This is a genomic window from Kitasatospora sp. NPDC005751 (genome assembly GCF_040630835.1).
Taxonomy (GTDB): domain Bacteria; phylum Actinomycetota; class Actinomycetes; order Streptomycetales; family Streptomycetaceae; genus Kitasatospora.
This window is the reverse complement of the sequence record NZ_JBEXYC010000012.1, coordinates 120,721-144,547: the sequence shown is the minus strand read 5'-3', so window position 1 is coordinate 144,547 and position 23,827 is coordinate 120,721. Positions and strand designations below refer to the sequence as shown.

At 72.0% G+C, this 23,827-nt stretch carries 23 protein-coding genes; 15 read left to right on the top strand and 8 right to left on the bottom strand.

Translation table 11 applies throughout. The features are described from left to right. Window positions 1–36 precede the first annotated feature (36 nt). Window positions 37–648 carry a YceI family protein gene (locus tag ABZ497_RS14955; protein ID WP_329488406.1) on the bottom strand — a complete coding sequence of 204 codons (612 nt, stop codon included), beginning with the start codon at window positions 646–648 and terminating at the stop codon, window positions 37–39. Between the two features lie 248 nt (window positions 649–896). Here ABZ497_RS14955 and ABZ497_RS14950 point away from each other — a divergent pair, with 248 nt between their 5' ends. The 4 genes from ABZ497_RS14950 to ABZ497_RS14935 all read left to right on the top strand — a co-directional run bounded on the left by ABZ497_RS14950 (window position 897) and on the right by ABZ497_RS14935 (window position 6,402). After that, the gene (locus tag ABZ497_RS14950) at window positions 897–2,021 is read left to right on the top strand and encodes a MerR family transcriptional regulator (protein ID WP_359805225.1); all 1,125 of its coding nucleotides are present in this window, start codon (window positions 897–899) and stop codon (window positions 2,019–2,021) included. Window positions 2,022–2,416: 395 nt separating this feature from the next. Then, complete coding sequence (locus ABZ497_RS14945) at window positions 2,417–2,608, top strand: hypothetical protein (protein ID WP_329488403.1); 192 nt, start codon at window positions 2,417–2,419, stop codon at window positions 2,606–2,608. A gap of 612 nt (window positions 2,609–3,220) precedes the next feature. Then, window positions 3,221–5,662, top strand: a complete 2,442-nt coding sequence (locus ABZ497_RS14940; RefSeq protein WP_359805223.1) for a sel1 repeat family protein — start codon at window positions 3,221–3,223, stop codon at window positions 5,660–5,662. Between the two features lie 128 nt (window positions 5,663–5,790). Beyond that, window positions 5,791–6,402 carry a hypothetical protein gene (locus ABZ497_RS14935; RefSeq protein ID WP_359805222.1) on the top strand — a complete coding sequence of 204 codons (612 nt, stop codon included), beginning with the start codon at window positions 5,791–5,793 and terminating at the stop codon, window positions 6,400–6,402. An 85-nt stretch (window positions 6,403–6,487) separates the two neighbouring features. Here ABZ497_RS14935 and ABZ497_RS14930 read toward each other — a convergent pair whose 3' ends face one another. Next, window positions 6,488–6,889: a hypothetical protein gene (locus ABZ497_RS14930; RefSeq protein WP_359805220.1), complete on the bottom strand. Its 402-nt coding sequence runs from the start codon at window positions 6,887–6,889 to the stop codon at window positions 6,488–6,490. A 393-nt stretch (window positions 6,890–7,282) separates the two neighbouring features. Between ABZ497_RS14930 and ABZ497_RS14925 the strand changes: the two genes are divergently transcribed. The 3 genes from ABZ497_RS14925 to ABZ497_RS14915 all read left to right on the top strand — a co-directional run bounded on the left by ABZ497_RS14925 (window position 7,283) and on the right by ABZ497_RS14915 (window position 8,744). Then, a complete protein-coding gene (locus tag ABZ497_RS14925) occupies window positions 7,283–7,699 on the top strand; it encodes a helix-turn-helix transcriptional regulator (protein WP_359805218.1) in 417 nt (138 codons plus the stop codon). Between the two features lie 17 nt (window positions 7,700–7,716). Further along, the gene (locus tag ABZ497_RS14920; RefSeq protein ID WP_359805216.1) at window positions 7,717–8,244 is read left to right on the top strand and encodes a hypothetical protein; all 528 of its coding nucleotides are present in this window, start codon (window positions 7,717–7,719) and stop codon (window positions 8,242–8,244) included. A gap of 146 nt (window positions 8,245–8,390) precedes the next feature. Continuing rightward, the gene (locus tag ABZ497_RS14915) at window positions 8,391–8,744 is read left to right on the top strand and encodes a DUF2516 family protein (RefSeq protein WP_359805215.1); all 354 of its coding nucleotides are present in this window, start codon (window positions 8,391–8,393) and stop codon (window positions 8,742–8,744) included. Between the two features lie 138 nt (window positions 8,745–8,882). Here ABZ497_RS14915 and ABZ497_RS14910 read toward each other — a convergent pair whose 3' ends face one another. Then, a complete protein-coding gene (locus ABZ497_RS14910) occupies window positions 8,883–10,367 on the bottom strand; it encodes a SpoIIE family protein phosphatase (protein WP_359805213.1) in 1,485 nt (494 codons plus the stop codon). Window positions 10,368–10,610: 243 nt separating this feature from the next. Between ABZ497_RS14910 and ABZ497_RS14905 the strand changes: the two genes are divergently transcribed. Further along, on the top strand, window positions 10,611–11,246 hold the full coding sequence (locus tag ABZ497_RS14905) for an O-acetyl-ADP-ribose deacetylase (protein WP_359805211.1): 636 nt from the start codon (window positions 10,611–10,613) through the stop codon (window positions 11,244–11,246). Window positions 11,247–11,505: 259 nt separating this feature from the next. On the opposite strand, the gene ABZ497_RS14900 is transcribed toward ABZ497_RS14905, so the two are convergent. Next, complete coding sequence (locus ABZ497_RS14900) at window positions 11,506–12,336, bottom strand: class I SAM-dependent methyltransferase (RefSeq protein WP_359805209.1); 831 nt, start codon at window positions 12,334–12,336, stop codon at window positions 11,506–11,508. Window positions 12,337–12,848: 512 nt separating this feature from the next. On the opposite strand from ABZ497_RS14900, the gene mshA reads away from it, so the two are divergent. Both mshA and ABZ497_RS14890 read left to right on the top strand, forming a co-directional pair. Next, on the top strand, window positions 12,849–14,174 hold the full coding sequence (gene mshA / locus ABZ497_RS14895) for a D-inositol-3-phosphate glycosyltransferase (protein WP_329492153.1): 1,326 nt from the start codon (window positions 12,849–12,851) through the stop codon (window positions 14,172–14,174). A gap of 152 nt (window positions 14,175–14,326) precedes the next feature. Beyond that, entirely contained in the window at window positions 14,327–14,842 is a 516-nt protein-coding gene (locus ABZ497_RS14890) for a YbjN domain-containing protein (RefSeq protein WP_359805207.1), read from the top strand. Between the two features lie 35 nt (window positions 14,843–14,877). Here ABZ497_RS14890 and ABZ497_RS14885 read toward each other — a convergent pair whose 3' ends face one another. Continuing rightward, entirely contained in the window at window positions 14,878–16,326 is a 1,449-nt protein-coding gene (locus tag ABZ497_RS14885) for an MFS transporter (RefSeq protein ID WP_359805206.1), read from the bottom strand. Window positions 16,327–16,473: 147 nt separating this feature from the next. On the opposite strand from ABZ497_RS14885, the gene ABZ497_RS14880 reads away from it, so the two are divergent. Both ABZ497_RS14880 and ABZ497_RS14875 read left to right on the top strand, forming a co-directional pair. Beyond that, window positions 16,474–17,232, top strand: a complete 759-nt coding sequence (locus ABZ497_RS14880) for a phosphoglyceromutase (RefSeq protein ID WP_329488392.1) — start codon at window positions 16,474–16,476, stop codon at window positions 17,230–17,232. A gap of 263 nt (window positions 17,233–17,495) precedes the next feature. Continuing rightward, window positions 17,496–18,083: a lytic polysaccharide monooxygenase gene (locus tag ABZ497_RS14875; RefSeq protein ID WP_359805204.1), complete on the top strand. Its 588-nt coding sequence runs from the start codon at window positions 17,496–17,498 to the stop codon at window positions 18,081–18,083. Window positions 18,084–18,228: 145 nt separating this feature from the next. Here ABZ497_RS14875 and ABZ497_RS14870 read toward each other — a convergent pair whose 3' ends face one another. Both ABZ497_RS14870 and phoU read right to left on the bottom strand, forming a co-directional pair. Further along, window positions 18,229–18,405, bottom strand: coding sequence for a hypothetical protein (locus tag ABZ497_RS14870; protein ID WP_329488390.1), 177 nt, complete (start codon window positions 18,403–18,405; stop codon window positions 18,229–18,231). 355 nt (window positions 18,406–18,760) lie between these two features. After that, window positions 18,761–19,438, bottom strand: coding sequence for a phosphate signaling complex protein PhoU (phoU, locus tag ABZ497_RS14865; RefSeq protein ID WP_359805202.1), 678 nt, complete (start codon window positions 19,436–19,438; stop codon window positions 18,761–18,763). A 307-nt stretch (window positions 19,439–19,745) separates the two neighbouring features. On the opposite strand from phoU, the gene ABZ497_RS14860 reads away from it, so the two are divergent. Together ABZ497_RS14860 and ABZ497_RS14855 are read left to right on the top strand one after the other, a co-directional pair. Then, window positions 19,746–21,032, top strand: coding sequence for an ATP-binding protein (locus tag ABZ497_RS14860; protein ID WP_329488388.1), 1,287 nt, complete (start codon window positions 19,746–19,748; stop codon window positions 21,030–21,032). A gap of 2 nt (window positions 21,033–21,034) precedes the next feature. After that, the gene (locus tag ABZ497_RS14855) at window positions 21,035–21,727 is read left to right on the top strand and encodes a response regulator transcription factor (protein ID WP_238863613.1); all 693 of its coding nucleotides are present in this window, start codon (window positions 21,035–21,037) and stop codon (window positions 21,725–21,727) included. Between the two features lie 218 nt (window positions 21,728–21,945). On the opposite strand, the gene ABZ497_RS14850 is transcribed toward ABZ497_RS14855, so the two are convergent. Next, the gene (locus ABZ497_RS14850; protein WP_359805199.1) at window positions 21,946–22,617 is read right to left on the bottom strand and encodes a DUF461 domain-containing protein; all 672 of its coding nucleotides are present in this window, start codon (window positions 22,615–22,617) and stop codon (window positions 21,946–21,948) included. Window positions 22,618–23,163: 546 nt separating this feature from the next. Between ABZ497_RS14850 and ABZ497_RS14845 the strand changes: the two genes are divergently transcribed. Beyond that, window positions 23,164–23,646: a CarD family transcriptional regulator gene (locus ABZ497_RS14845; protein ID WP_030244332.1), complete on the top strand. Its 483-nt coding sequence runs from the start codon at window positions 23,164–23,166 to the stop codon at window positions 23,644–23,646. The last annotated feature ends 181 nt before the right edge of the window (window positions 23,647–23,827 follow it).

Sequence of the window (23,827 nt, the reverse complement as noted above, 5' to 3'; positions counted from 1 at the left end):
GGGTCGAACGCGGGGCCGTGACAGCGGTCGGCCGGGTCAGGCCGCCTTGACGGCGGAGATGTCGAAGCTGAGCTTGACCTTCTCGCCGATCAGCACGCCGCCGGTCTCCAGCGCGGCGTTGTAGCTGAGGCCCCAGTCGGTGCGGTCCAGCACGGCCGTCCCCTCGAAGCCGACCCGCTCGGCGCCGTAGGCGTCGGTGGCGCTGCCCGTGTAGTCGAGGTCCAGGACGATCGACCGGGTGGTGCCCTTGATGGTGAGGTCGCCCGTCATCCGGTACGAGTCGCCGCGCAGGCGCTCGGCGGAGGTGCTGCGGAAGCGGATCTCCGGGTGGGCCTCGGCCGCGAAGAAGTCGCCGGTGCGCAGGTGCTCGTCGCGCTGGGCCTGGTTGGTGTCGATGCTCGCCACCTTGATCACCAGCTCGGCGGTGGAGTTGTGCGGGAGGGCGCCGTCCAGGTGCAGCTTGCCGTCGTACTCGGTGAAGCGGCCCTTGACGTTGGTGACCATGGCGTGGCGCACCGAGAAGCCGACCTCGCTGTGGGTGGTGTCGATCGCCCAGTCACCGGTGAGGTGGGCGAGGTCCGGTCCGGCCGGGGTCTCGACGACGGCGGTGGCGGTGGCGGCGGTCTTGGTGCGGTTGAAAAGGCCCATGGCTCCTCCTCGGGTCGGAAGCCATTTGTTTAGGCTTCAACTTGTTGCCTCCACCATAGGACGGTTTCGTTCAAAGTTCAACCATGAGGTCCGCGCGGCTCGCGGAATCACCCGGACGACGGAGCGGCGAGGGGGTGGCGGGCGCCTGCCGCCCCGGGGGTGGCCGGCGGGCGGCGATCGGTATCGTCACGTCCGGTCCGGCCGTGCGGCTTGACCCTCGACCTGGTCGAGGCCGGAGAGTCCCGGGCATGGAGAGCGACCTGCGCAGCATCGGTGAACTGGCCCGCGACAGCGGCCTCGGCGTCAGCGCGCTGCGCTTCTACGACGGCGCCGACGTGCTCACCCCCGCCTGGGTCGACCCGCAGACCGGCTACCGCTGGTACGCGCCCGCCCAGCTCGCCGACGCCCGGCTGCTCTGCCGCCTCCGCCGGGTGGGCCTGCCGCTGGCCGACATCCGGGCCGTGCTCGGCGCGGAAGCCGGTTCCGGCGCGGCCCACCGGGTGGTCGACGCGCACCTGCGCCGGCTGGAGGCCGGTCTCGCGGACGCCCGGCGGGAGCTCTCCCTGATCCGCACGCTGATCGACCAGAGGGAGAACCCCATGACCGCCACGCCCGCCGCCCGTACCGTCACCGTCCCCGCGCGCGAACTGGCCGAGGCCCTCGGTGCGGTCCGCTTCGCGGTCGGCGCGGACCCCGAACTCCCGGTGCTGTCCGGGGTGCTGTTCGACCTGGAGGGTGGACTGCTGCGGCTGGTCGCCACCGACCGGTACCGGATGGCGCTCGCCGAGGTGCGGCTGCCGGACGCGCCCGACCTGCCGGACGCACCTGACGAGGGCTGGGCCCCGGTCGCCGCGATCGCTCCGACCGCCCTGGTCGACGGTATCCGCGCGCTGCTGGGATCCGGGGCCGAGGAGGCCGAACTGACCCTCGGCGCGGGCCTGGTCCGGGCCGAGACCGGCGGCCACCGGATCGAGGGCGCCGCCCTCGACCACGACTTCCCCGACTACCGTTCGCTGACCCGGCTGGACCCGGTCCACCGGATCGACCTGGCCGCCGCCGAGCTGCGCGACGCCGTCGAGTCCGGTGCCACCCGCAGCCTGCCCTCGGGCCCGAACGGCGGAGTCTGCGAGGTCACCGTGCTCACCGTCGGCCGGGACGGGCGGCTCACCGTCGCCGCCGACGGCGACCCGGCCCCCGGGGACCTCCGGGTGGCCGTCAACCGCGACTTCCTCCTCGACGCCCTGCCGGCCGCCGGCTCCGAGCAGCTCGTCCTCGAACTCGCCGGTCCCATCGCCCCCCTGGCCATCCGCACGGCCGGCCGCGACGGCACCTTCTCCATCCTGATGCCGGTCCGGGTGGCGGACGGCGTCTGATCAGCCGAGGTCGGTCGGGGCGGCGCTGGTCGCGGGCCTCGACCACCACGGGGGAGCACCGGCGGTATCGGCGAATTCTGGACGGCGCGCGCCCCTGCCACGCGGTCCGGATCCGGCCTCCGCCCCCGGCTCGACGGGCACCGGTCGGCCTGACTTCCGGCCGCCGGTCCGAAGGGCCCGCTGCCGTCGCTCTGGCCGGTCGGGCCCGTCGGCCGGCGTGGAACTTCGAGGAAGCCGGGCCGCCGGCCAGGTGCCGCCGAACGGCAACCCGGTCGGCGGCACCGATCCGGTCGAACACCTCAGCTGCCCGGCAATCCCGTCGTGCCACGCGTAGAACGTCGCCACTCCGGAAGACTCCATGTCATGGATGGACGAACGACCGCAGGGGTGGGCTCATGATCGTTCTGTTGCTGGGGATCCTGGCGCTCGCCATCGGCGGGTGCGTCTGTGTCGTGTGGGCCGATCGGGGTGGGCCCCGATGGGTCCGCGCGGTGGCGGCGGTGACCCTGGCCGCGGGCGAGCTGCTGCACATCGCGCGGCGGAACCGCCGCCGCAGCATCAAGCGGTCCAGCGGCGGCGACGAGTAGGCGGCCCGCCGGCCTGAGCGGGCCGGACGTGCCCGCAGGCGCGCGGGCGGCAGCACCCGGCGGCGATGTGACTGCTCGTGATACATGGCGAGTCTGAGGCGTCATGTCCCCATGTGGAGCACGTGTGGATCAGTGCTCTTGGCACGGTTCTCCAGCACACTTGGCGATTTCGGGGCGCTGAAGCCCACAACACGAAGAGGAGCATTGCTAGGAGTCCTCAGCGGTAGGCACTGACGGCGGCCAGGTACAGACCGCCCACGGCGCCCGCGGCGCTCCCGCCGATCCGGAGAGCCGCACCGGGGCCAGCCCCCTGACGCCACGCGACGAACGCGGCCGCGCACCCGAGGTGGAGAGAGACGGACAAGGCCAGGAGCAGGGCCAGGAGCTGCTGTTGGGTCATCGGAACGATCCGTTTCTCGGGAACTTTCCCCGCCATGTGGCGGGCCTGACGGAGACCCTGTCCGTCCGAAGGCGTGTCCGGCGAGGTTCTGCGATGGATCGGTCATGCGGCGCCCGAGGCGCCGCTCCGATTGTTACGCTCCCGGGTGTCCGATGCTGGCCGATCGGACACCCGGGCCGCAGGGACCGCAGCGGCCGGTGAGGAGCGCGTGCGTGGGCGACGACGTGTTAGCGGATCTCCGCCGGGTGGGGGAGTTCAAGCGCCGTGCGCTGCGCGACTGTCCGTCGAATCGAGACTTGGCCCGGCTGGCAAAGGTCGCCCCCGGTACGCCGGGCACATGGTTAGCCGGCAGGAACCTGCCGCAGGACCTCGGGAAGCTGATCGCCGTACTCGACGCTATCCGTGCCGAGGCCGCCCGCACGGGTGTTCTCGGCAGTCCCGTCGACGAGTCCGGGAAGACTGCCGCCGAGCTGCTCGCCCCCGGGCGCTGGCGTGAGGCCTTCGCCAAGGAGCGCGAGCGCCGGGCCGAGAACACCCGGTCGGCGGTCGAGCGCTGGCAAGCCCATGCGGCGTTGGTGGAGGACGAGCGGCGCGCCCGCCAGGCCGCGCTCGCGGACCGCCCGCGACCGGTTGGGTCGTGGAGCGCCCAGCGGCTCGGCGTGCACCCCGCCATCCCCGGGCGCCCCGTCGGCGATGGCTTCCGCGACGGTGTCGGCGGCGGACCGGCCTTCGTCCTGCCCCGCTACGTGCTCCGCCCACACGATGAGCAGTTGCGTCGCCTGCTGTCGGAAGCGGTAGCGACTGGGGCGCGGCCGAGCCTGATTGTGGTGGAGGGGGGTTCCTGCACGGGGAAGACCAGGACGGCCTTCGAGGGGCTGCGGGCGTCGATGCCGCCGAACGCCCCGCTGTTCTTCCCAGCGGACCAGACCGGCCTGCTGGACGTCCTGGCGGCGGAGGCCCTCGGGCCGGGGAGCGTGCTGTGGCTCAACGAGGCCCAGGACTACCTCACAGGCCCTACGGGTGAGGCGGTCGCTGCGGCGTTGCTGCGACGGCTGGATGGTGAGGGACCGTTCGTGGTGGTCGCCACGCTGTGGCCGGAGCACCTTGAGACCCTGCGAGACACAGACCATAGCTATGGCAGCGGATCCCGGCCCGGTAGCCCAGATCAGCACCGGCTGTCCCGTGCACTCCTCGCCCAGGCCGCATACGTCCACGTACCCCGGACCTTCGCCGACGCGCTGGAGTCCGCCAGGGAACTTGCCAGCGAGGACATTTCGTTGGCCGTGGCCCTGGACTCCGGGCTCGCCAATTTGGCCCAGACCCTGGCTGCCGGTCCGGACCTCGTCGACTTCTACGAGCACCCCATCGGTGAGGCAGGGATCCACTGCAGGGCCGTTCTCAGCGTCGCGATGGACGCTTACCGCCTCGGCGTCACCGGTCCGTTGCCGCTTGTCTTCCTGGAGGCCGCGGTCCCGGGTTACCTGAACGACGACGAAAGGGCCGTCGCTCCCAGGTGGTTCACTCGGGCGCTCGCCCGCGCTCGTACCGTCGTCAAGCAGACCACCAGCCCACTGCAGGACGTCGCGCGACCGGGCCGGATGGGCGTCGTGCCAGGAGTGGTCCGCCTCGCTGACTACCTGCAGCAGCACGGCGGCCGGACCCGCCGTACTGTATGCCCGCCGGCCTCCTTCTGGGACGCCGCAGCCGAGCACCTCACAGACCCGACGGACCTCGACCGGCTCGCCTACGCTGCCGAGCAGCAGTGGAGGAAGCGCCATGCCGCGACCTTGTACGCCGCCAGTGCGGACGCGGGAAACCCCTCGGCTCTGTTTGCGATTGCCATGCGGATGGAGCAAGCCGGAGAGCATCAAGAGACGGCGCGCCAGCTCCTTGAGGTCGCTGCAGCCACGGGCGACGGATGGTCGACGGGTGAACTGGCATGGCGGTGCATGGAGGCGGGGGAACCTGAGGAAGCGGATCGGATTCTCCGGGATGCCACCGATGCCATGCGCCCGGACGCCCTGACGAGGCTGGCACTCAAGCACGATCTGTTCGGGGACAAGGAACAGGCCAAGCAGCTGTACCGGGCCGCCGCCGAACTAGGAAGCGAGTTCGCGCAATCGCAGATCGACTGGGAGTCGAAGGGGGAAGCCGAGCGGCGGAATGCGCCGAAGTCCCTACGCCCGGGGGCTGAGGGCACCTCCCTGTTCGTCCTGGAGGACGTCGATGCCTATGTGTTGCGCCACAACAGGCCGGATGCCAAGCCGACTATCCGCAGGTTCCTGGAGTACGGCGGTCTGCACGAGCTGTTCGCGGATCAGCATGAGCGTCAAGGCAACCACAAGGAGGCGGAACGCCTGTACTGGGCGGCCGCTGGGCTGGGGGATCCCAAGTCGCTCCGAAAACTGGCAGATCGGGCAGCGGAGTTGGGGAACAGCGGGAAGGCGGAGCGGCTGTACCTGGCCGCGCTCGCTACCGGGGGCAACGCGTGGTTCAACGTCAGCGATCTGGCTGCATTGCGCGGGGAACCGGCCGACCAGTACCAGCGGTACGGCGTCGAGGCAGACGGAACGCTGTCCGAGCCGTGGTCCTGGCCCGTTCCGAGATCAGCCGGACTGACGTCCTCGGTAACACGCGAGCTCGAGGGGCGGTAGTCGTGCCGGAACCCGTTGTCGTCTGCTGCCACCGGTCAGCAACAGGCTTTGTGGCCGGTGGCGGGACGACCCGACAGGTCACGGCAGAGGCCTTCTCGTGCGGCGGGCGCCGCCCCTATGGTTGCGCCGTGACGATCACCAGTGCGCCCCACGCACATTTCATTGCTGTCCAAGGCGGCTCTGCGCCGTCGTGGGTCTCCTATACCGGACTTATCGTCAGCATCGTTGCGGCGGCAGGGGCCCTCGCGAACTACCTGCGCACCCACTGGCGCGATCGACGTAAGGACAGCGAGGAGTATGCGGCGAAAGTCGCTGCCTGGACCGGCCCGGACACCGGAGAGGGCCCTGGCGACCTCTACCGCTACAACTCGATAGTCGTGCACAACGGCTCGGATCAGCCGGTTTTCAATGCAGTGGCGGTCCTGGAGACCGCCGAACCTGGCGGATTGCCAGGCGAGACCGACGTGGTGAACATAGCAATCGGCTTGATCCCGCCTGGGGAGACAGTGCAACGCGAGATCGACATCGCGGTGCCAAGGGAGATCCTTCGACGGCCTGTCACCATCTGGTTCCAGGACGCCCGGGGACACAGGTGGGAGCGAGACGAAGCCGGTCAGCTCCGCCGGCGAGAGCACGTGAAGGGCACCGCCATCGAAGCCCGAACCCGGCGAAACGACGACGGATCGATCAGCCACGCCACATCCAAGCCTGGGTTTATAAAGCGCCTGCGGCAGAGGTAGGACTCAACCCCAGCCCTTTCGGCCTATTGCGACCGAGGCGGCGGCTTTCCCATTGGGGCTGCCGATTTGCTGGCGACCGTGGCGCCTATTGCGGGTGGGCCCTGATATCGATCTCGGCCGCCAATTGGTCGGCGTAAGCGTATAGGCGGGTGGCTAGCTCGACCTGGTGTCGGGTCGCGGCTCTGCGCTTCCGGCGGTGCCACTTGGCATAGACGTAAGCGCGCAATGACGAATCTGCAGGTGCAGTAGATTTGTAGTGCAGTAACGGGGCGAGCGTGTACTCGCCTTTCGTGATATGGGTCCAGACAATGATTGAATCGAAAATTCGCGAACGGTCGCTGGGAACTGGATTCCTGTGGCCGTCGGGAAGACCGCCATGGAGGCGGCTCCAGTCTTCCGATGGGATAATCCAACTCGCTAGATAGTTGCGCCGCTTCCCGTAATTTGTCAGACGCTCTGTGCCGTCGAGTTCGACGGCGAGCGTCATTACCGCAGAGTTGAACTGTTGCCATCTTTCCGCGCCCAGCCGCGTCCGAATGATTCAACGCAGACCGTGCGTCGTCCGGGATGGCGTACATGACGCAGAGGTCGCCCAGGCCGCAGAGATCCGACCGGATGGGCCCCGGCTCGGCCGAGGGGGTGTCTGTCCGGCGCGGACTCGAATGCATGGAGTTACCGAACCATGACTCACCGTCCACTAACGGGTGAACTTGCCCTGGCCTTCCGAGTCGCGGCATCCCATCACAGTCCGAGTCGCAGGGCGCTGACCTCGCCAGATTTCCCGATCACTCGCCAACTATCGTGGCGAGTCGCAGCCGACGCGTTTGCTGTTGCTAGCACCGTGCTTGCATTTGCAAGCACGGTGGGGCAGGCTGGGCCCATGGCCTCACTGAACGTCGGCTCGCTGGGCGAGTACATCCGCGAGCAGCGGCGGAACGCGCAGTACTCGCTGAGGCAACTCGCCGAGGCCGCCGGCGTGTCCAACCCCTACCTCAGCCAGATCGAGCGAGGGTTGCGCAAGCCGAGTGCGGAGATCCTGCAGCAGATCGCCAAGGCGCTGCGGATCTCGGCGGAGACGCTGTACGTCCAGGCCGGGATCCTGGAGGAGCGGCGGGGTGAGGGCCTGGAGCTGAGGGCCTCGATCCTGGCCGATCCACTGATCAACGAGCAGCAGAAGCAGGCGCTGCTCGCGGTCTACGACGCCTTCCTCAAGGAGAACGCCGCCCGCAAGGAAACGGACGCGGCGCCGCACGACCCCGAGGCCGACGGTCCGACCGCCGTCGGCTCGGCAACCTAGACCACGGGAGGACCGGCATGCCGATCACGGACGAGATCAAGAAGACCCTGAGCGACCCGACCCCGCTCTACGCACTCGCCGGCGCGGGCGACCTCGCCTACGAGAAGCTGCGCGAGGTGCCCGGCAAGGTCGAGGCCCTGGCCGCGGACCGCAAGGGCACGCAGGACAAGGCCGCCGCCAGGCTCCAGGACGCGCAGGCCAGGCTGGTCGAGGCGCAGGCGAAGGTCGCGGGCACCGTGACCACCCTGCCCGCCGACCTCAAGGTGCTCCAGGAGAAGGCGCAGAGCTTCGCCCTCCAGCAGGTCGGCCGCGCGGTCGAGCTGGCGGTGAAGGCCAAGGAGGCCTACGACGAGCTGGCCGAGCGCGGCAAGGGCGTCGTCGAGCGGGGCGGCCCGGCCGACGCGGTCGAGCCGGTCGGGGCGGCGCAGTCCGCCGAGGGCCCCGAGCTGGTCGAGGCCGAGCTGGTCGAGGACGACGAGCCGGCCGTCGCCCCCGCCGAGGAGCCCGCCCCGAAGAAGGCCCGGGCCAAGAAGGCCGCCGAGTAGCACCGGCACCGCCGCACTCCGGTGGGACCGGGCTGCCCGCAGGGCACATCCGGTGACCTCGGGACGTTGACACCGTGGCGAGCGGTCCGTCGTGCCAGGATGGACGACGGTCGACACGCCGGAGCCGAGACGCAGAGGAGACCGCGATGGGCGGAGTGGCTCAGATCCTGGGCTTGGACTACCTGAACCCGTTCTGGTGGCTGGCCGTCGCCATCCTGGGCTTCAAGTTGTTCGCACTGATCGACGCGGCCACCCGCCCGGAGGACGCCTATCGGGCGACGGACAAGAAGACCAAGGGGTTCTGGCTGGCCGTCCTGGGCATCGCGTTCGGGCTGGACCTGCTGTTCGGGGCGAACTTCCTGACCAGCTTCCTGACCCTGGCGGGTCTCGTCGCCGCGATCGTCTACATGGTCGACGTGCGGCCGGCGATCCGGGAGCTGACCAACCGGGGCGGTGGCCGGGGCGACCAGCGCAACATGGGCCCGTACGGACCCTGGTAGGACTCCGGGCACTTCAGCGACGAGCCCCGGTGCGCGCGGGACCGATCCGCGCGCACCGGGGCTCGCTGCTGTGCCGGTGCCCCGTGCCACCTCGACGCGGCCCCTGGTAGCAGGGCCGGCCGCCTCGGCCGAGGAGCGTCAGCCGAGGATCAGCTGCACCGGGTTGCGCTCCAGCAGCAGGACGGCCACATCGTCCGTCAGCGCGCCGCCGTTGAGCTCCTCGACCTCGGCGATCGCGCTGTCGATCAGGCGGCCCCTGGTCAGCCCGGCGGCCTGGTGGTCGCCGACGAGGTCGGCCAGCCCGTCCTGGCCGAGACGCCGGGAGCCGGCGCCGACCCGGCCCTCGATGAGCCCGTCGGTGTAGAGCAGCAGCCGCCAGCCGGGGCGGAGTTCGAGCGGGTGCGAGGGCCAGACGGCCAGGCCGTCGTCGCAGGGCAGCAGACCGAGCGCGGGGCCGGCCGGGTCGGACGGCAGCGTCACCGGCTTGTGGTCCGTGCCGAGCAGCAGCGGAGCGGGATGCCCGGCGAGGTACAGCTGCGCGTGCTCGACGGCGCCGAGTGAGCCGAGTTCGCCGGTCGCGTCGTTGGGTTCGATGACCAGCATGCAGAGCGTCGCGAAGATCTCGTCGCTGCGGCGCTCGTGCTCCAGAACGTGCTGGAGGGTGGTCAGCAGGGCCTCACCGGTGAGGCCGGCGAAGACCAGGGTGCGCCACGCTATCCGGAGGGCGACCCCGAGGGCCGCCTCGTCCGGTCCGTGACCGCAGACATCGCCGATCACCACGTGGACGGTGCCGTCGTCGGTGCGGACGGCGTCGTAGAAGTCGCCGCCGAGCAGGGCGCGGCGGCGGCCGGGGCGGTAGCGCCGGGTGAAGGACAACCCGGCGCCGTCCAGCAGGGGAGTGGGCAGCAAGTGGCGCTGGAGGCGGGCGTTCTCCTGGCCGCGCAGCTCGGCCTCGACCAGTCGCCGCTGCGACTCGTCGGCGCGCTTGCGCTCGACGGCGTACCGCAGGGCGCGGGCCAGCAGCGGACCGTCCGTCTCGTGCTTGATCAGGAAGTCCTGTGCCCCGGCGGCCACCGCGGCGGCACCGAGTTCGGCGCCCGCGGCGTCGGTGAGCACCACGACGGCGGTGTGCGGGGCCCGCCGGAGCAGCTCGTGCAGACCTTCCAGGCCGTCGGAGGCGTCCGAGGGGTGCGGCAGGTCGGCGGGGGCGGCCAGGTCGAGCAGGACGCAGCTGAAACCGGCGGCGCGCTGCCGTCCACGCCGGCCTCCCGAGGTGCCGGTCGTCAGCAGCTCGGAGGCCTGCTCCAGCCCGCGGGCCCAGTGGATCTCGATCTGGGCGCCGCTGTCGGCCACGGCGTCCTTGAGCAGCTGGGCGTCGGAGGCGTCGTCCTCGATCACCAGCAGCTTGAGCAGGGCGGCCGACGGAACGGCGGAGGAGGCGCCCCGGGAGGGGGCTCCGGCGGTGACCGACCGGGGGTGGGGTATCGGCGGAGTCGCCGTGGCCGGTCCGGCCGACTGCTCGGTGGCGGCGGGCCGAATGCGGGCGCGGTCGGTGAGGGTGCCGTCGAGGGCACCCCACAGGTCCGCGGCACCAGGTGCCCGCCCGTCTCCCGTAGCGGGCATCGACTGCTCCTCCTTTTCCCCGAGTGCGTAACGGTCGGAGCCCGTCCGCAGTGCCCGCCTGGCACTCTGCGCCGGGGAACTTCTCGCGACCATAACGTGACTCCGGGGATTTCTTCGGCCGCCCGGCGCTGTGGTGGCTCCTGCCACGCCGGTGGCGGTGCGGTGGGTACGGGAATGACGGGAACGACAGCGACAGCCGGGGCACGCGCCCGCGAGCTCCGGAACGGACGGTGGAGGTCGGACATGACGGTGACGCGGATCACCCTGGTCGAGGGTGACATCACGGAACAGCAGGTGGACGTGGTGGTGAACGCTGCCAACTCCTCCCTGCTGGGAGGCGGTGGCGTGGACGGTGCGATCCACCGCAAGGGCGGACCGCAGATCCTGGAGGAGTGCCGAAGGCTTCGGGCCTCGCAGTACGGCAAGGGGCTGCCCACCGGGTGCGCGGTGGCGACCGCGGCGGGACGGCTGCCGGCCCGCTGGGTGGTCCACACGGTGGGGCCGGTTCATCTGGCGGAGGAGTACGACAAGAGGGCGGAGCAGCTGGCCTCGTGCTACCGCGAGTCGCTCCGGGTGGCGGTGGAGCTCGGCGCGCGCACGGTGGCCTTTCCGGCGGTGTCGGCCGGGGTGTACGGGTGGCCGCTGGACGATGCGGCCCGGATCGCCCTCGGCACCGTCGCGGCCGCGGCCGCGAGGTCGGTGTCGGGGTCGGTGTCGGGGCCGGTGGGAGAGCTGGAGGAGGTGCGGTTCGTGCTGTTCGGGGCGGAGGCGTACCGGGCGTTCGAGCGCGAGTGGCGGGCGCTGGGGCTCGACGGGGGCCGGTCGCACGGACAAGAGGCCGAGGAGGCCGAGGGGCGGGAGCCGGAGGAGCGGGCATGAGTCGTAGGGGCGTGGCGGAGCGGGAACGGAGGGGCTGGGAGGAGGCGAAGCGTCGGGTCGGAGGGGTGGCACACGAGGTGCCGGCCGAGTGCCCCCATCGTGGCGTGACGAGGCGTCAACACGCCAGAGGTATTCGATAACTCGTTCGAGTGAATCCCCGGGTTCGCTCATCCGCGCACGCCCGAGGCCGGTCCCGCAGGCCGTCCGGTCCGGCAGGCAGGTCCGGCAGGCCGGTCCGGCCGTCCGGCCGCCGCCCCCGCTACGGGGCGAGCGCCGTCCAGGGGACGGTGACCTCGCCCTGCCGCCACCGCCCGCGCGCGTCCACCAACGGCCAGCTGCCCGCCAGCGCCGTGCACGCGGCCACCCAGCGCTGCCGGGCGCCGAACGCCCCGTACGGCGCGGCGGCCGCCCAGGCGCGGTCGAAGTCGGTGAGGAAGGCGTGCACCGGCCGGCCCGCCACGTTGTGGTGGATCAGCGCCTTGGGCAGCCGCTCGGCCAGGTCGGAGGGGAGCCCGAGGCCGCCCAGCCGGGCCGCGAAGGTCACCGTGCGGGGGCCCTCCGGACCGATCGCGACCCAGACGTGCCGGCGCCCGATCTCGTCGCAGGTCCCCTCGACCAGCAGCCCGTCCGGCGCCAGCCGGGCCCGGAGCCGGTCCCAGACGCCGGCCACCGCCGACTCGTCGTACTGCCGCAGCACGTTGGCGGCCCGGATCAGCTGGGCGGGCGCGCCGCCGTCCAGCGGCACCTCGAAGCCGCCGCGCCGGAAGGTGAGCAGCGGCGGTTCGGCGTACGGCAGCGCGGCGGCGACCCGCTCCGGCTCGATCTCGATCCCCACCACCCGGACGTCCGGCCGCACCGTCCGCAGCCGCCCGGAGAGCTCCACGGCCGTCCAGGGCGCGGCACCGTACCCGAGGTCGACGGCGACCGGCGGGCGGTCGGCGGAGCGCAGTGCCGGTCCCAGCGTGTGGGCGATCCAGCGGTCCATCCGGCGCAGCCGGTTGGTGTTGGTGGTCCCCCGGGTCACCGTCCCGACCGGGCGCCCCGTCCGTCCGCGGGCAGGCGCGGTCGCGGAGTCGAAGAAGGCGGCCATGCCGGAAATCGTACGGCCCGCCCGCGGCCGCCCGCGCGCCCCGGCTCCGGCCGCCGCACGGGCTCGCCCCGCGGCAGATCCGGCCCGGACGGTCCGCGCCGGCCGCCCGACACACGCCCGCGCGGCGAGTCACGCGCCCCCGCCGCACCTCCTGAAGCCTTCCGACGACCCCTGCGCTCCGCTCCGCCCCGGCGCGGCGGCCCGCCCGGCCGCCTCCCCGCACCACCCCGCACCCCCGCCCGCCGCCCGGGTTCCCGTCCGTGGGCCATCTCATGGGCCGGGACGGGAATGCCGGTCGATGACCACGTGGTTGGCACACTGGTGGTGATGTGCGCCCGGACGGGGCGGCACGCCGCCGCGCCACATCCCGTGACGCGGCGGTACGGCGTGGGCGGCCGCACACACCGAACAGCAGGCAAGCAGGCTGCAGAGACGGGCAGCTCAGAGGAGGCTTCAGCCAGGTGATCCAGCACCCCGTCCGTCCGGTACGCCGTGCCCAGCCGACCCCGCCCGTGCGGAGCCGGCTCCAGTCGCTCGTCCCGGGCCGCCAGCGCCGTCCGCGCCGGATCGCCATGCTCAGCGTCCACACCTCCCCGCTGCACCAGCCCGGTACCGGTGACGCGGGCGGGATGAACGTCTACATCGTGGAGCTGGCCAAGCGCCTCGCCGAGCTCGACATCGAGGTGGAGGTCTTCACCCGGGCGATCTGCTCGGACGACGCGCCCACCGTCGAGCTGGCCCCCGGCGTCCTGGTGCGCCACGTCACCGCCGGCCCGTACGAGGGCCTGGTGAAGGAGGACCTGCCGGCCCAGCTCTGCGCCTTCACCCACGGCGTGCTGCGCACCGAGGCCGGCCACCGCCCCGGCCACTACGACCTGGTGCACTCGCACTACTGGCTGTCCGGTCAGGTCGGCTGGCTGGCCGCCCAGCGCTGGGGCGTGCCGCTGGTGCACACCATGCACACCATGGCGAAGGTCAAGAACGCCGCGCTGGCGGAGGGCGACACCCCCGAGCCGGCCGCCCGGGTGATCGGCGAGACGCAGGTGGTGGAGGCCGCCGACCGGCTGATCGCCAACACGACCGAGGAGGCCGCCGAGCTGGCGCTGCACTACGCGGCCCGGCCCGACCAGCTCGCCGTCGTCCACCCGGGCGTCAACCTGGACGTCTTCCGCCCCGGCGCCCCGGACGCGCGGGCCGCCGCGCGGGCCCGGCTGGGCCTGCCGCAGGACGCCGCCGTGCTGCTGTTCGCCGGTCGGATACAGCCGCTGAAGGCGCCGGACGTGCTGCTCCGGGCGGTCGCCGCGCTGCTGGAGGCGCGGCCCGAGCTGCGCGAGCGGCTGGTGGTCCCGGTGGTCGGCGGTCCGTCCGGCACCGGGCTGGCCAAGCCGGAGAGCCTGCACAAGCTCGCCGCCCAGCTGGGCATCGGCGACGTCGTCCGGTTCCACCGGCCGGTCGGCCAGGACCTGCTCGCCGAGTGGTACCGCGCCGCCACGGCGCTGGTGATGCCCTCGTACAGCGAGTCCTTCGGGCTGGTCGCGCTGGAGGCGCAGGCCTGTGGGACGCCGGTGGTGGCCGCGGCGGTCGGCGGTCTGCCGGTCGCCGTCCGCGACGGCGTGACGGGGACCCTGGTCCACGGCCACGATCCGCTCGCCTGGGCACAGGCGCTGGAGCCGTACGTCACCGAACCGGCGCTGGTCGCCCGGCGCGGCGAGGCGGCGGCCCGGCACGCCGCCGGGTTCGGCTGGGACACCGCGGCGGCGACCACCGCCGAGGTGTACGCCGGCAGCCTGGCCCGCCCGGCCGGCCGGCTCACCGGGTCCCGGCTGCGACTGGCCTGAGCCGGGGCGGCCGCCGGGGCAGGTCGGCGGAGGTACGGGGTCGGGGCCGAGCGGCTCCGAGCCGCCCCGGCTCCCGGCCCGGGCCGGGAGCCACGGAGCCGCCGCAGCTGCGCTGCTGCGCGCCACCGGTACCGCCGAGTAACGTCACCCCCATGGCAATCCGCACCAAGGACGAGGCCCTCACCCTCCTGCGTACCGCCCTGGACGACGCCGGGGTCGGCTGGGAGCCGGCCACCACCGACCCGTACACCCTGGTGGCGACCCTCCCGGGCACTCGCAAGCTGAGCACCGCCTGCGCCCTGCGGGTCGGCGACCACACGCTCTCGGTGAACGCCTTCGTGATCCGCCGGCCCGACGAGAACCACGAGGCCGTCTACCGCTGGCTGCTGGAGCGCAACACCCGGATGTACGGCGTCGCCTATGCGATCGACGCGCTCGGCGACGTCTACCTGGCCGGCCGGCTGCCGCTGGAGGCGCTCACCGGGGACTCCGTCGACCGGCTGCTCGGGACGGTGCTGGAGAGCGCCGACGAGCCGTTCAACACGCTGCTGGAGCTGGGCTTCGCCTCGGCGATCCGGCGCGAGTGGGAGTGGCGCACCAAGCGCGGGGAGTCCACCCGCAACCTGGCCGCCTTCGCCCACCTGGCCGCGCCGACGGCGCAGCAGTAGCGCCCCGGACCGGCGGGGCTCCGGGACGCTCCGCCTCAGCGGCCGACCGGGGCCTTCGCCGTCGCCGCCTTCGCGGTCGGCACCTTCGTCGACGCCACGTCGGCCGACGGCTCCACCCCCGACAGGTCGACCAAAGGCACCTCGACCGCCGACGCCTCGACCGCCGACGCCTCGACCGCCGACACCTCGACCACCGACACCTCGACCACCGACACCTCGACCACCGACGCCTCGACCACCGGCGTCCGCTTCGCCGGAGCGGCGGCCGTGGCGGCGCCCGGGCGCCGCCCGAGCAGGACGTACCCCGCCGCCGCGACGGTGCCGCAGGCCGCACAGGCGCCCCACACCGCCGTGCTCCCGGCCCGCTCCAGCAGCACTCCGCCGACCGCCGGGCCGAGGAACGAGGCGAGCGACCAGGACAGTGAGTAGACGCCCTGGTAGCGGCCCCGGGCGTGGGTCGGTGACAGCTCGGCGACCAGGCCCATCATGGTCGGCGCGTTCAGGATCTCGCCGATCGTCCAGACCGCCACCGTGAACGCGTAGAACCACGCGGAGGACCCGGCGAGCATGGTCAGCCCGAAGCCCCAGCCGATGAACAGCGCGCTGGCGACCAGGAGCGCCGTCCGGTTGCGCCCCTCCATCCACCGGGTGAGCGGGATCTGCAGCACCACGATCAGCAAGCCGTTGAGGCCGATGACCAGGCCGTACTGGGTCGAGGTGATGCCGTTGCGGCCCATGTCCACGGCGAGCGTGGTACTGCCCTGCTGGGCGACCAGCGCGAGCAGCAGGTTGAGTCCCACGACCGCCATGAACCGGCTGTCCCGGAAGACCGTGCCGAGGCCGACCGCGGGCTGGTCGACCCGGGCGGCCGGGGTGTCCGGCCTGGTCTCGGGGATCCGGACGAAGATCACCACCGCGCAGACCAGCGTGGAGAGTGCGTCCAGCAGGAAGAGCGTGAGGTAGCCGTGCGTGGCGATCAGGCCGGCGGCAGCCGCGGAGAGGCCGAAGCCGATGTTGATCGCCCAGTAGTTCAGCGAGTAGGCCCGGACCCGGTCCGCCGCCGGCACGATGTCGGCGATGATCGCCGAGGTGGCCGGGCGGGTCGCGTTGTTGCAGAAGCCGACCAGGAAGGCGACCGCGGCGATCGCCACCTGGCCGTCGGTGAAGCCCAGCACCGCCGTGAACAGCGCGGTGCCGAGCTGTGCGGCGACCAGCGTCGGACGCCGGCCGATCCGGTCGGTCAGCACGCCGGCGACGATCGCGGCGATGGCCGAGCCCAGGCCGAACAGCGAGGCGACCAGACCCGCGTACGCGGCCGAGTACCCTCGGTCGGTCGTCAGGTAGAGCGCCAGGAACGTGACGACGAACGCGCCGAGCTTGTTGATCAGGGTCGACGTCCAGAGCCACCAGAACTGCCGGGGCAGTCCGCCCACCGTTTCGCTCGCGACTCTTCGAATTCGGACAGGAAGGGGCGAAGCGGGCATCTGAGGGCTCCCGGGCGGCAGGCGTTCCGCTGAGCGGACCGGCATGTCCGCGCTGCGGCGAGGTAAGTGTCACTAGCGCGAAGCACACATTACACAGGGGAACGGGTCCCGACCAGCCGTTTAAACGCCTCCATTAAGCTGGGGGCCATGGCTGACACGACGTACCGACTCATCCTCCTCCGCCACGGCGAGAGCCAGTGGAACCAGAAGAACCTGTTCACCGGTTGGGTCGACGTCGACCTCAACGAGAAGGGCGAGAAGGAGGCCGCGCGTGGCGGCGAGCTCCTCGCCGCCGAGGGCCTGCTCCCCGACGTGCTGCACACCTCGCTGCTGCGCCGCGCGATCCGCACCTCGCAGATCGCCCTGGACAAGGCCGACCGCCACTGGATCCCGGTCAGCCGCAGCTGGCGTCTGAACGAGCGCCACTACGGCGCCCTCCAGGGGAAGGACAAGGCCCAGACCCTGGCCGAGTTCGGCGAGGAGCAGTTCCAGCTGTGGCGCCGCTCGTACGACACCCCGCCGCCGGCGCTGGCCGACGACGCCGAGTACTCGCAGGCCGGTGACGCCCGCTACGCCGACATCCCGAGCGAGCTGCGCCCGAACACGGAGTGCCTCAAGGACGTCGTCGACCGGATGCTCCCGTACTGGTACGACGCCATCGTCCCGGACCTCGCCGCCGGCAAGACCGTCCTGGTCACCGCCCACGGCAACAGCCTGCGCGCGCTGGTGAAGCACCTCGACGGCATCTCCGACGAGGACATCGCCGGCCTCAACATCCCGACCGGCATCCCCCTGGTCTACGAGCTGGACGCCGACTTCAAGCCGGTCGCCAAGGGCGGCCGCTACCTCGACGCGGACGCCGCCGCGGCCGCCATCGAGGCCGTCAAGAACCAGGGCAAGAAGTAATCCACTTGCCGAAACGGCCCCGCTTCCCGCTCCGGGAGGCGGGGTCGTCGCCGTTTCTGCTGCACGGCCAATCCTCCTGCGCGGCAACGGGGTTGGGTGTGTGCCGAAAGTGGTTCAGACCATTGACGGTCGTCGTGGGGGCTCCTACCGTGTGAGCACTGTCCTGGCACAGGCATGCCAACGGATCTTCCATGGCCGCCGCACCCCCAGGCGCGCGCGTCTGTGCCCGGCGCACTCTCCATCCACCCCCACGGAGGAGCACCATGCGCACACGTCATCTCGTGGGAGCGGCCGTCGCCGCGCTCGCGGTTCCGCTCACCCTCGCCCTGCCGGCGCAGTCGCACGGCTACATCTCCACCCCGCCCAGCCGGGCCGCGCTCTGCGGGGCGGGTACGGTCACCGACTGCGGTGCGATCCGCTGGGAGCCGCAGAGCGTCGAGGGGTCGAAGGGCTTCCCTGGCGCCGGGCCGGCCGACGGCACCATCTGCGCCGGCGGCAACAGCCGGTTCGCCGAGCTGGACGACCCGCGCGGCGGTGCCTGGCCGACCACCAAGGTGGCGGCGGGGCAGCGGCTGACCTTCACCTGGAAGTTCACCGCCCGGCACGCGACCGCGAACTTCAAGTACTACCTGACCAAGGCCGGCTACAACGCGGGCCAGAAGGTCACCCGGGCCGGTCTGGAGCTGACGCCGTTCCTGACCGTGCCGTACAACGGCACCCAGGTGCCGAGCACGCTCAGCCACACCGCGACGATCCCGAGCGGCCGGACCGGGCACCAGGTGGTCGTGGCGGTCTGGGAGATCGCCGACACCGGCAACGCCTTCTACTCCTGCACCGACGTCCTGTTCTGATCAGCGCGCGGCACGCTGGACGCCACGCGCCGCACGCCGCGAGCGAGCGGTCGGGCGGCCGGAGGACTCCGACCCGGTGGCCGGGGTGCACGACCGTCTCCCACGGCGGCCGTGCACCACGGGGCTTCGCCGGGTGCGGCGGTTCTCAGTGGCCGCAGCAGCCGCCGCTGACCCCGCCGCACTGGCAGGGGGCGCCGGACTGGCAGCCGCAGCCGCAGCCCGGACCACAGCCGCAGCCGGCCGCGAGGACGGGCAGCAGCTTCGGGGCGGGCGGCTCGACGATCTCGTGGGCCGGTGCCGGTCGGGTCGGGTTTGCCTTCATCGCGCTGGAACCCTCCTTGTGACGGGCACACTTCGGTGCCTACGGAATCGAGTGAAACCGCCGATCGGACGGGGCGTCAACGGGCGCGCGGTGGTGGGCGATCCGAGAAGCCGTGCGCCCTCACCACCCCTGTTCGAGGTTTACTCACCCCGCGGAGTGAGCGCCGCCGGCCCGTCGAAGCCCCGGCCCGCCACCGGCGGAGCCGGTCCACCCACGCCGACCAGCGGCGACCCACCCGTCCGGGACAGGGCCGGCCCACCGCCCGGAGCGGAGACCACGGTGCCCGGAGCGGACACGGCGCCGCCCCCGGCGGCGGGGACCGACCTGCCTCCGGGGGCGCCGTGCCGTACCGGGGTCACTCCCCGGCGGCCTCCGAGGAGGCGATGAACTCGCCCACGTGCTCGCCGGTCACCAGGTACACCACGCGCTTGGCCACCGAGACCGCGTGGTCCGCGAAGCGCTCGTAGTAGCGGCCGACCAGCGTGACGTCGACCGCGGTCTCGATCCCGTGCTGCCAGCGGTCGTCGATCAGGTGCGCGAACAGGTCGCGGTGCAGCGCGTCGATCGCGTCGTCGTCCTGCTCCAGCTCCAGCGCCTTGTCGACGTCCTTGGTGGCGATCACCAGGCCGGCCTTGGCCACCAGCCGCTGGGCGAGCTGGCCCATCTCCAGGACGGTCGCGTGCAGGTCGCGCGGCACCGCCGACTCGGGGTAGCGCAGCCGCGCGACCTTGGCCACGTGCCGGGCCAGGTCGCCGCAGCGCTCCAGGTCGGCGCTCATCCGCAGCGAGGTGACGACGATGCGCAGGTCGGTGGCGACCGGCTGCTGGCGGGCGAGCAGGTCGATCGCCCGGTTCTCCAGCTCGTGGTGCAGGTTGTTGATCCTCTCGTCGGCGGCGATCACACTCTCCGCCAGCGCCAGGTCCGCGTCGAGGAGCGCGGTGGTGGCCCGGCCCAGGGCCGAGCCGACCAGCCGGGCCATCTCGATCAGGCTGTCGCCGATCGAGTCGAGTTCCTCGTGGTACGCGTCGCGCATGCTCTCTCCTCAGTAGCTGTGTCGGTGGCGGTGCCGACCGGTCATCCCGTACGACCGTCGGTAGGGCGTACGAATGACCGCTGCTGGTGGCGCGCATCGTACGCGCGCACCGGGGACGACGGACAGGCGTTCGATCCACCGGCCCTTCCCACACGGGCTGCGTGACCAACTCTGGGCCGCCCGGGCGACCGCGCACGACCCGTGCGGTGAATCGGCAGCTACGTGGAGGTGAATTCTCGGCAACGGGCGGCCGATCCCTTGATCCGACCCTGGAGGAGTGGCCACGTCATGCGCTTAGGCTGGCGGTATGGACGTGAACGTGGCCGCCGCCGCTGCCTGCGCCATAGCCGGGCTCGGCGTCGGCCTCACGGCCTCCATCGCCTTCCGTTGGAGCGAGCGCGAACAGGCCAAGGGCAGATACGGCGGCACCAACGGCAGAACCCGACAGCAGGGGCTCAACAACCCCACCCATGAACCTCCCCTTCCCCCGGGGGTCGACACCGTCCTCTCCGTGCTGCGCTCCTGCGCGATCGTGCTCGGCGAGGGCGACGAGGTGGTCAAGGCCAGCTCCGCGGCGTACGCGATGGGACTGGTGCGCGGCGGCGCGGTCGCCATCGACCAGATGCTCTCGCTGGCCCGGGCCACCCGCCGGGACGGTGAGATCCGCCAGGTCGAGCTGGAGGTGCCCCGCCCCGGCGCGGCGCGGGCCGCCGAGCCGCTCGCGGTGTCGGTCCGGGTCGCCCCGCTGGGCTCCCGGCTGGTCCTGGTCCTGGTCGAGGACCAGACCGACCGCCGCCGGGTCGAGGCGGTCCGCCGCGACTTCGTCGCCAACGTCAGCCACGAACTCAAGACGCCGGTCGGCGCGCTCTCGCTGCTCTCCGAGGCGGTCGCCGACGCGTCCGACGACCCGGAGGCGGTGCAGCGCTTCGCCGGCCGGATGCAGATCGAGGCGACCAGGCTGGCCAGCCTGGTCCAGGAGATCATCGACCTCTCCCGGGTCCAGGACGACCGGCTGATGGTCGACCCGGAGCCGGTCGCGGTGGACGAGCTGATCGCGGAGGCGATCGACCGCTGCCGCCAGCAGGCCGCCGCCAAGCAGATCCTGATCGCGGCCGGCGGCATCGCCGGCCTCTACCTGCACGGCCACCGCGGCCAGCTGGCCGCGGCGCTCGGCAACCTGGTCGAGAACGCCGTGAACTACAGCCCGCCGAGGACCAGGGTCGCGATCGCCACCCGCCGGATCTCCAGCGCCGCCGCCCTCGGCGAGGCCGACGGCGAGCTGATCGAGATCTCGGTGACCGACCAGGGCATCGGCATCTCGGAGAAGGACCGCGAGCGGGTGTTCGAACGGTTCTACCGGGTCGACCCGGCCCGGTCCCGGGCGACCGGCGGCACCGGCCTCGGCCTCTCCATCGTCAAGCACGTGGCCGCCTCGCACGGCGGCACCGTCTCGGTGTGGAGCGTCGAGGGCCAGGGCTCCACCTTCACCGTGCGCCTGCCCGCCGGGCAGGCCCCCGAGGACCACACGCTCCCCGCCGGGGAGTCCGCGCAACCCCTGTCAGACACAACCCCCCAGCTTGCCCCGGAGGCCTGATCGTGACCCGAGTACTGGTGGTCGAGGACGAGGAGTCGTTCAGCGACGCTCTCTCGTACATGCTCCGCAAGGAGGGCTTCGAGGTGGCCATCGCCGCCACCGGCCCCGACGCCCTGGAGCAGTTCGAACGGAACGGCGCCGATCTCGTCCTGCTCGACCTGATGCTGCCGGGCCTGCCCGGCACCGAGGTCTGCCGCCAGCTCCGGGTGCGCTCGAACGTCCCGGTGATCATGGTCACCGCCAAGGACAGCGAGATCGACAAGGTCGTCGGCCTGGAGATAGGTGCGGACGACTACGTGACCAAGCCCTACTCCACCCGTGAGCTGGTGGCCCGGATCCGTGCGGTGCTGCGCCGGCGCGGCGAGGCCGAGGGCCCCGGCGACGGTGGCGGCCCGGGCGCGCTGGAGGCGGGCCCGGTCCGGATGGACGTCGACCGCCACGTGGTGACCGTCGACGGCGCCAAGGTCGACCTCCCGCTCAAGGAGTTCGACCTGCTGGAGATGCTGCTGCGCAACGCGGGCCGGGTGCTCACCCGGATGCAGCTGATCGACCGGGTCTGGGGCGCCGACTACGTCGGTGACACCAAGACGCTCGACGTCCACGTGAAGCGACTGCGGGCGAAGATCGAGCCGGACCCGGGCGCGCCGCGCTACCTGGTCACGGTCCGTGGCCTGGGCTACAAGTTCGAGCCGTAGACCGGACGACCCGGAGCCCCGTGCCGGGGGCGGGTGAGCGGCTCAGTAGAGCGGCCCGCTCCGCCGGCGCGGACCGGGCGGACCCACGAAGGACCCCTCCGGGCAGCCGCCCGGAGGGGTCCTTCGCGTGCGCGACCGAGCCCGGCCGGCCCTCTGCGTGTCCGCCTCCGCGGTGCCCGGACCCCGCGTTCGCGGGACCGGACGCCGGAGGCGGTGGGTCAGTGGGAGCCGGCGGTCGGCGAGGCGGTGCCGGCCGGAGTGGTCGCACCGGTGCCGGCCGCGGTACCGGAGGGGGTGGCGGTGCCCGAGGGGGTGGCGGCACCGGCCGAGGCGCTGGGCGAGCCGGCGGCCTTGGACGGCACGGCGGCGGGGGAGGCGGTCGGGCCCCAGCCCTTGTACAGACCCTTGTTCGGGCTGACCGCGGCCTCGGTCGCGACCTTCTCGCGGTTCTTGAAGGCGAAGGCGGTGGGCACGAAGCCACCGACGTGGACGCTGGCCGAGGCGACCTTGGCGGAGGGGTTGCCTTCGCCGCCGATCAGCACGGCTCCGCCGGCGGGGACGACGATGCTACCCAGCGGGGCGCCCTTCTCGTCGGCGAAGGCGGCGGCCCCGCCGTCGCCCACGACGATCGACTGGAGCTCGACGGGCTCCGTCCCGGTGTTGCTGATGTTCACCGACACGTTGGCCGGACCGGTGTGCTCGCCGGAGGACTCGTCCCCGGTGACGACAACGATGTTGTTCAGCCGGAGGTCGGTGCCGACCGTCGCGTAGGCGTTGTCGGGCTTGATCTCCAGAGTCTCCGCCTTGTTGCCGGCCGAGCAGGACGACAGCGAGGCGATGGCGAGGGCGGCGATGGCGGCGATGCTGCCGACTCGAATGCTGCGGCTCACGGCGGCGGCTTCTCCTAGGTCACATGTCGGGTGGTCAGGCCTCAGATTATCGACCTCGCTTATGCGCTCCTCACGGGGTGGTCCCCGTGTCGCGCTCCGGGAGTCCGCCCGGCGCCCGGACGGCGGCACCCCGCCACGCCCGGAGACGGCCGGCGGGGCGGCGTCGGCGGGGCCCGCGCCCGGCACCGGCACGGCCCGGGCCCGGACGGCGGTACGGCTCCGACCTCGGCCGCGACCCGGCGCCGTACTCGTGGCAACACACCGGCGTGTCCTGGTCAAGTGTCGACCAAGATCGGATCACGATCGGGAAACGGCCCGATAAACGGTGAAATCTCAAGATCCAATCACGGTTTCAGGAGTGTTGCCGCAGGTTTCGGGAGGTACCGGAACCGCCTCCGACCTGCGGGAAGCCCGCGCCGAAGGCCGCCCGCAGCACGTCATGGGGGTCCTTGTCAAGCCCCGAGACCGGCCCTGACCTGCGAAAACGCCCTTCGGGTGCGCCGAAAAGCGTGTTATTCTGGAAAGCCACGGAAGGGGTCCTGTCACATGACGTTCAAGGTTGGCGACACGGTGGTCTACCCCCATCACGGGGCCGCGCTGATCGAGGCCATCGAAATTCGCCAGATCAAAGGTGTGGACAAGACCTACCTGGTCCTCAAGGTGCAGCAGGGAGACCTGACGCTCCGGGTGCCCGCCGAGAACGCGGAGTTCGTCGGCGTGCGCGATGTAGTCGGCCAGGAGGGTCTGGACCGGGTCTTCGAGGTGCTTCGCGCACCGTACACCGAAGAGCCGACCAACTGGTCCCGTCGCTACAAGGCAAACCTGGAGAAGCTCGCTTCGGGTGACGTTATCAAGGTCGCCGAGGTTGTGCGCGATCTCTGGCGTCGCGAGCGCGAGCGCGGTCTGTCCGCCGGTGAGAAGCGCATGCTCGCCAAGGCGCGCCAGATCCTCGTCAGCGAGCTCGCGCTGGCCGAGAACACCAACGAAGACAAGGCGGAGACGCTGCTCGACGAGGTGCTCGCCTCGTAGCGCAGTCGGGCTCGCGCCCACCGCCCACACGTTCACAGCGCCCGATGCCGGCGCGCCGCTCACCGGACGAACCGTCCTGGAGTGGTGCAGTGGCACTTCGGGCGCTGAGGCGTGTCCGGACGACGCCCCCGCACCCGAGCCGGCCAGCCCCGGGCCCGCATGACCGTTTCTGCGTGTTCTG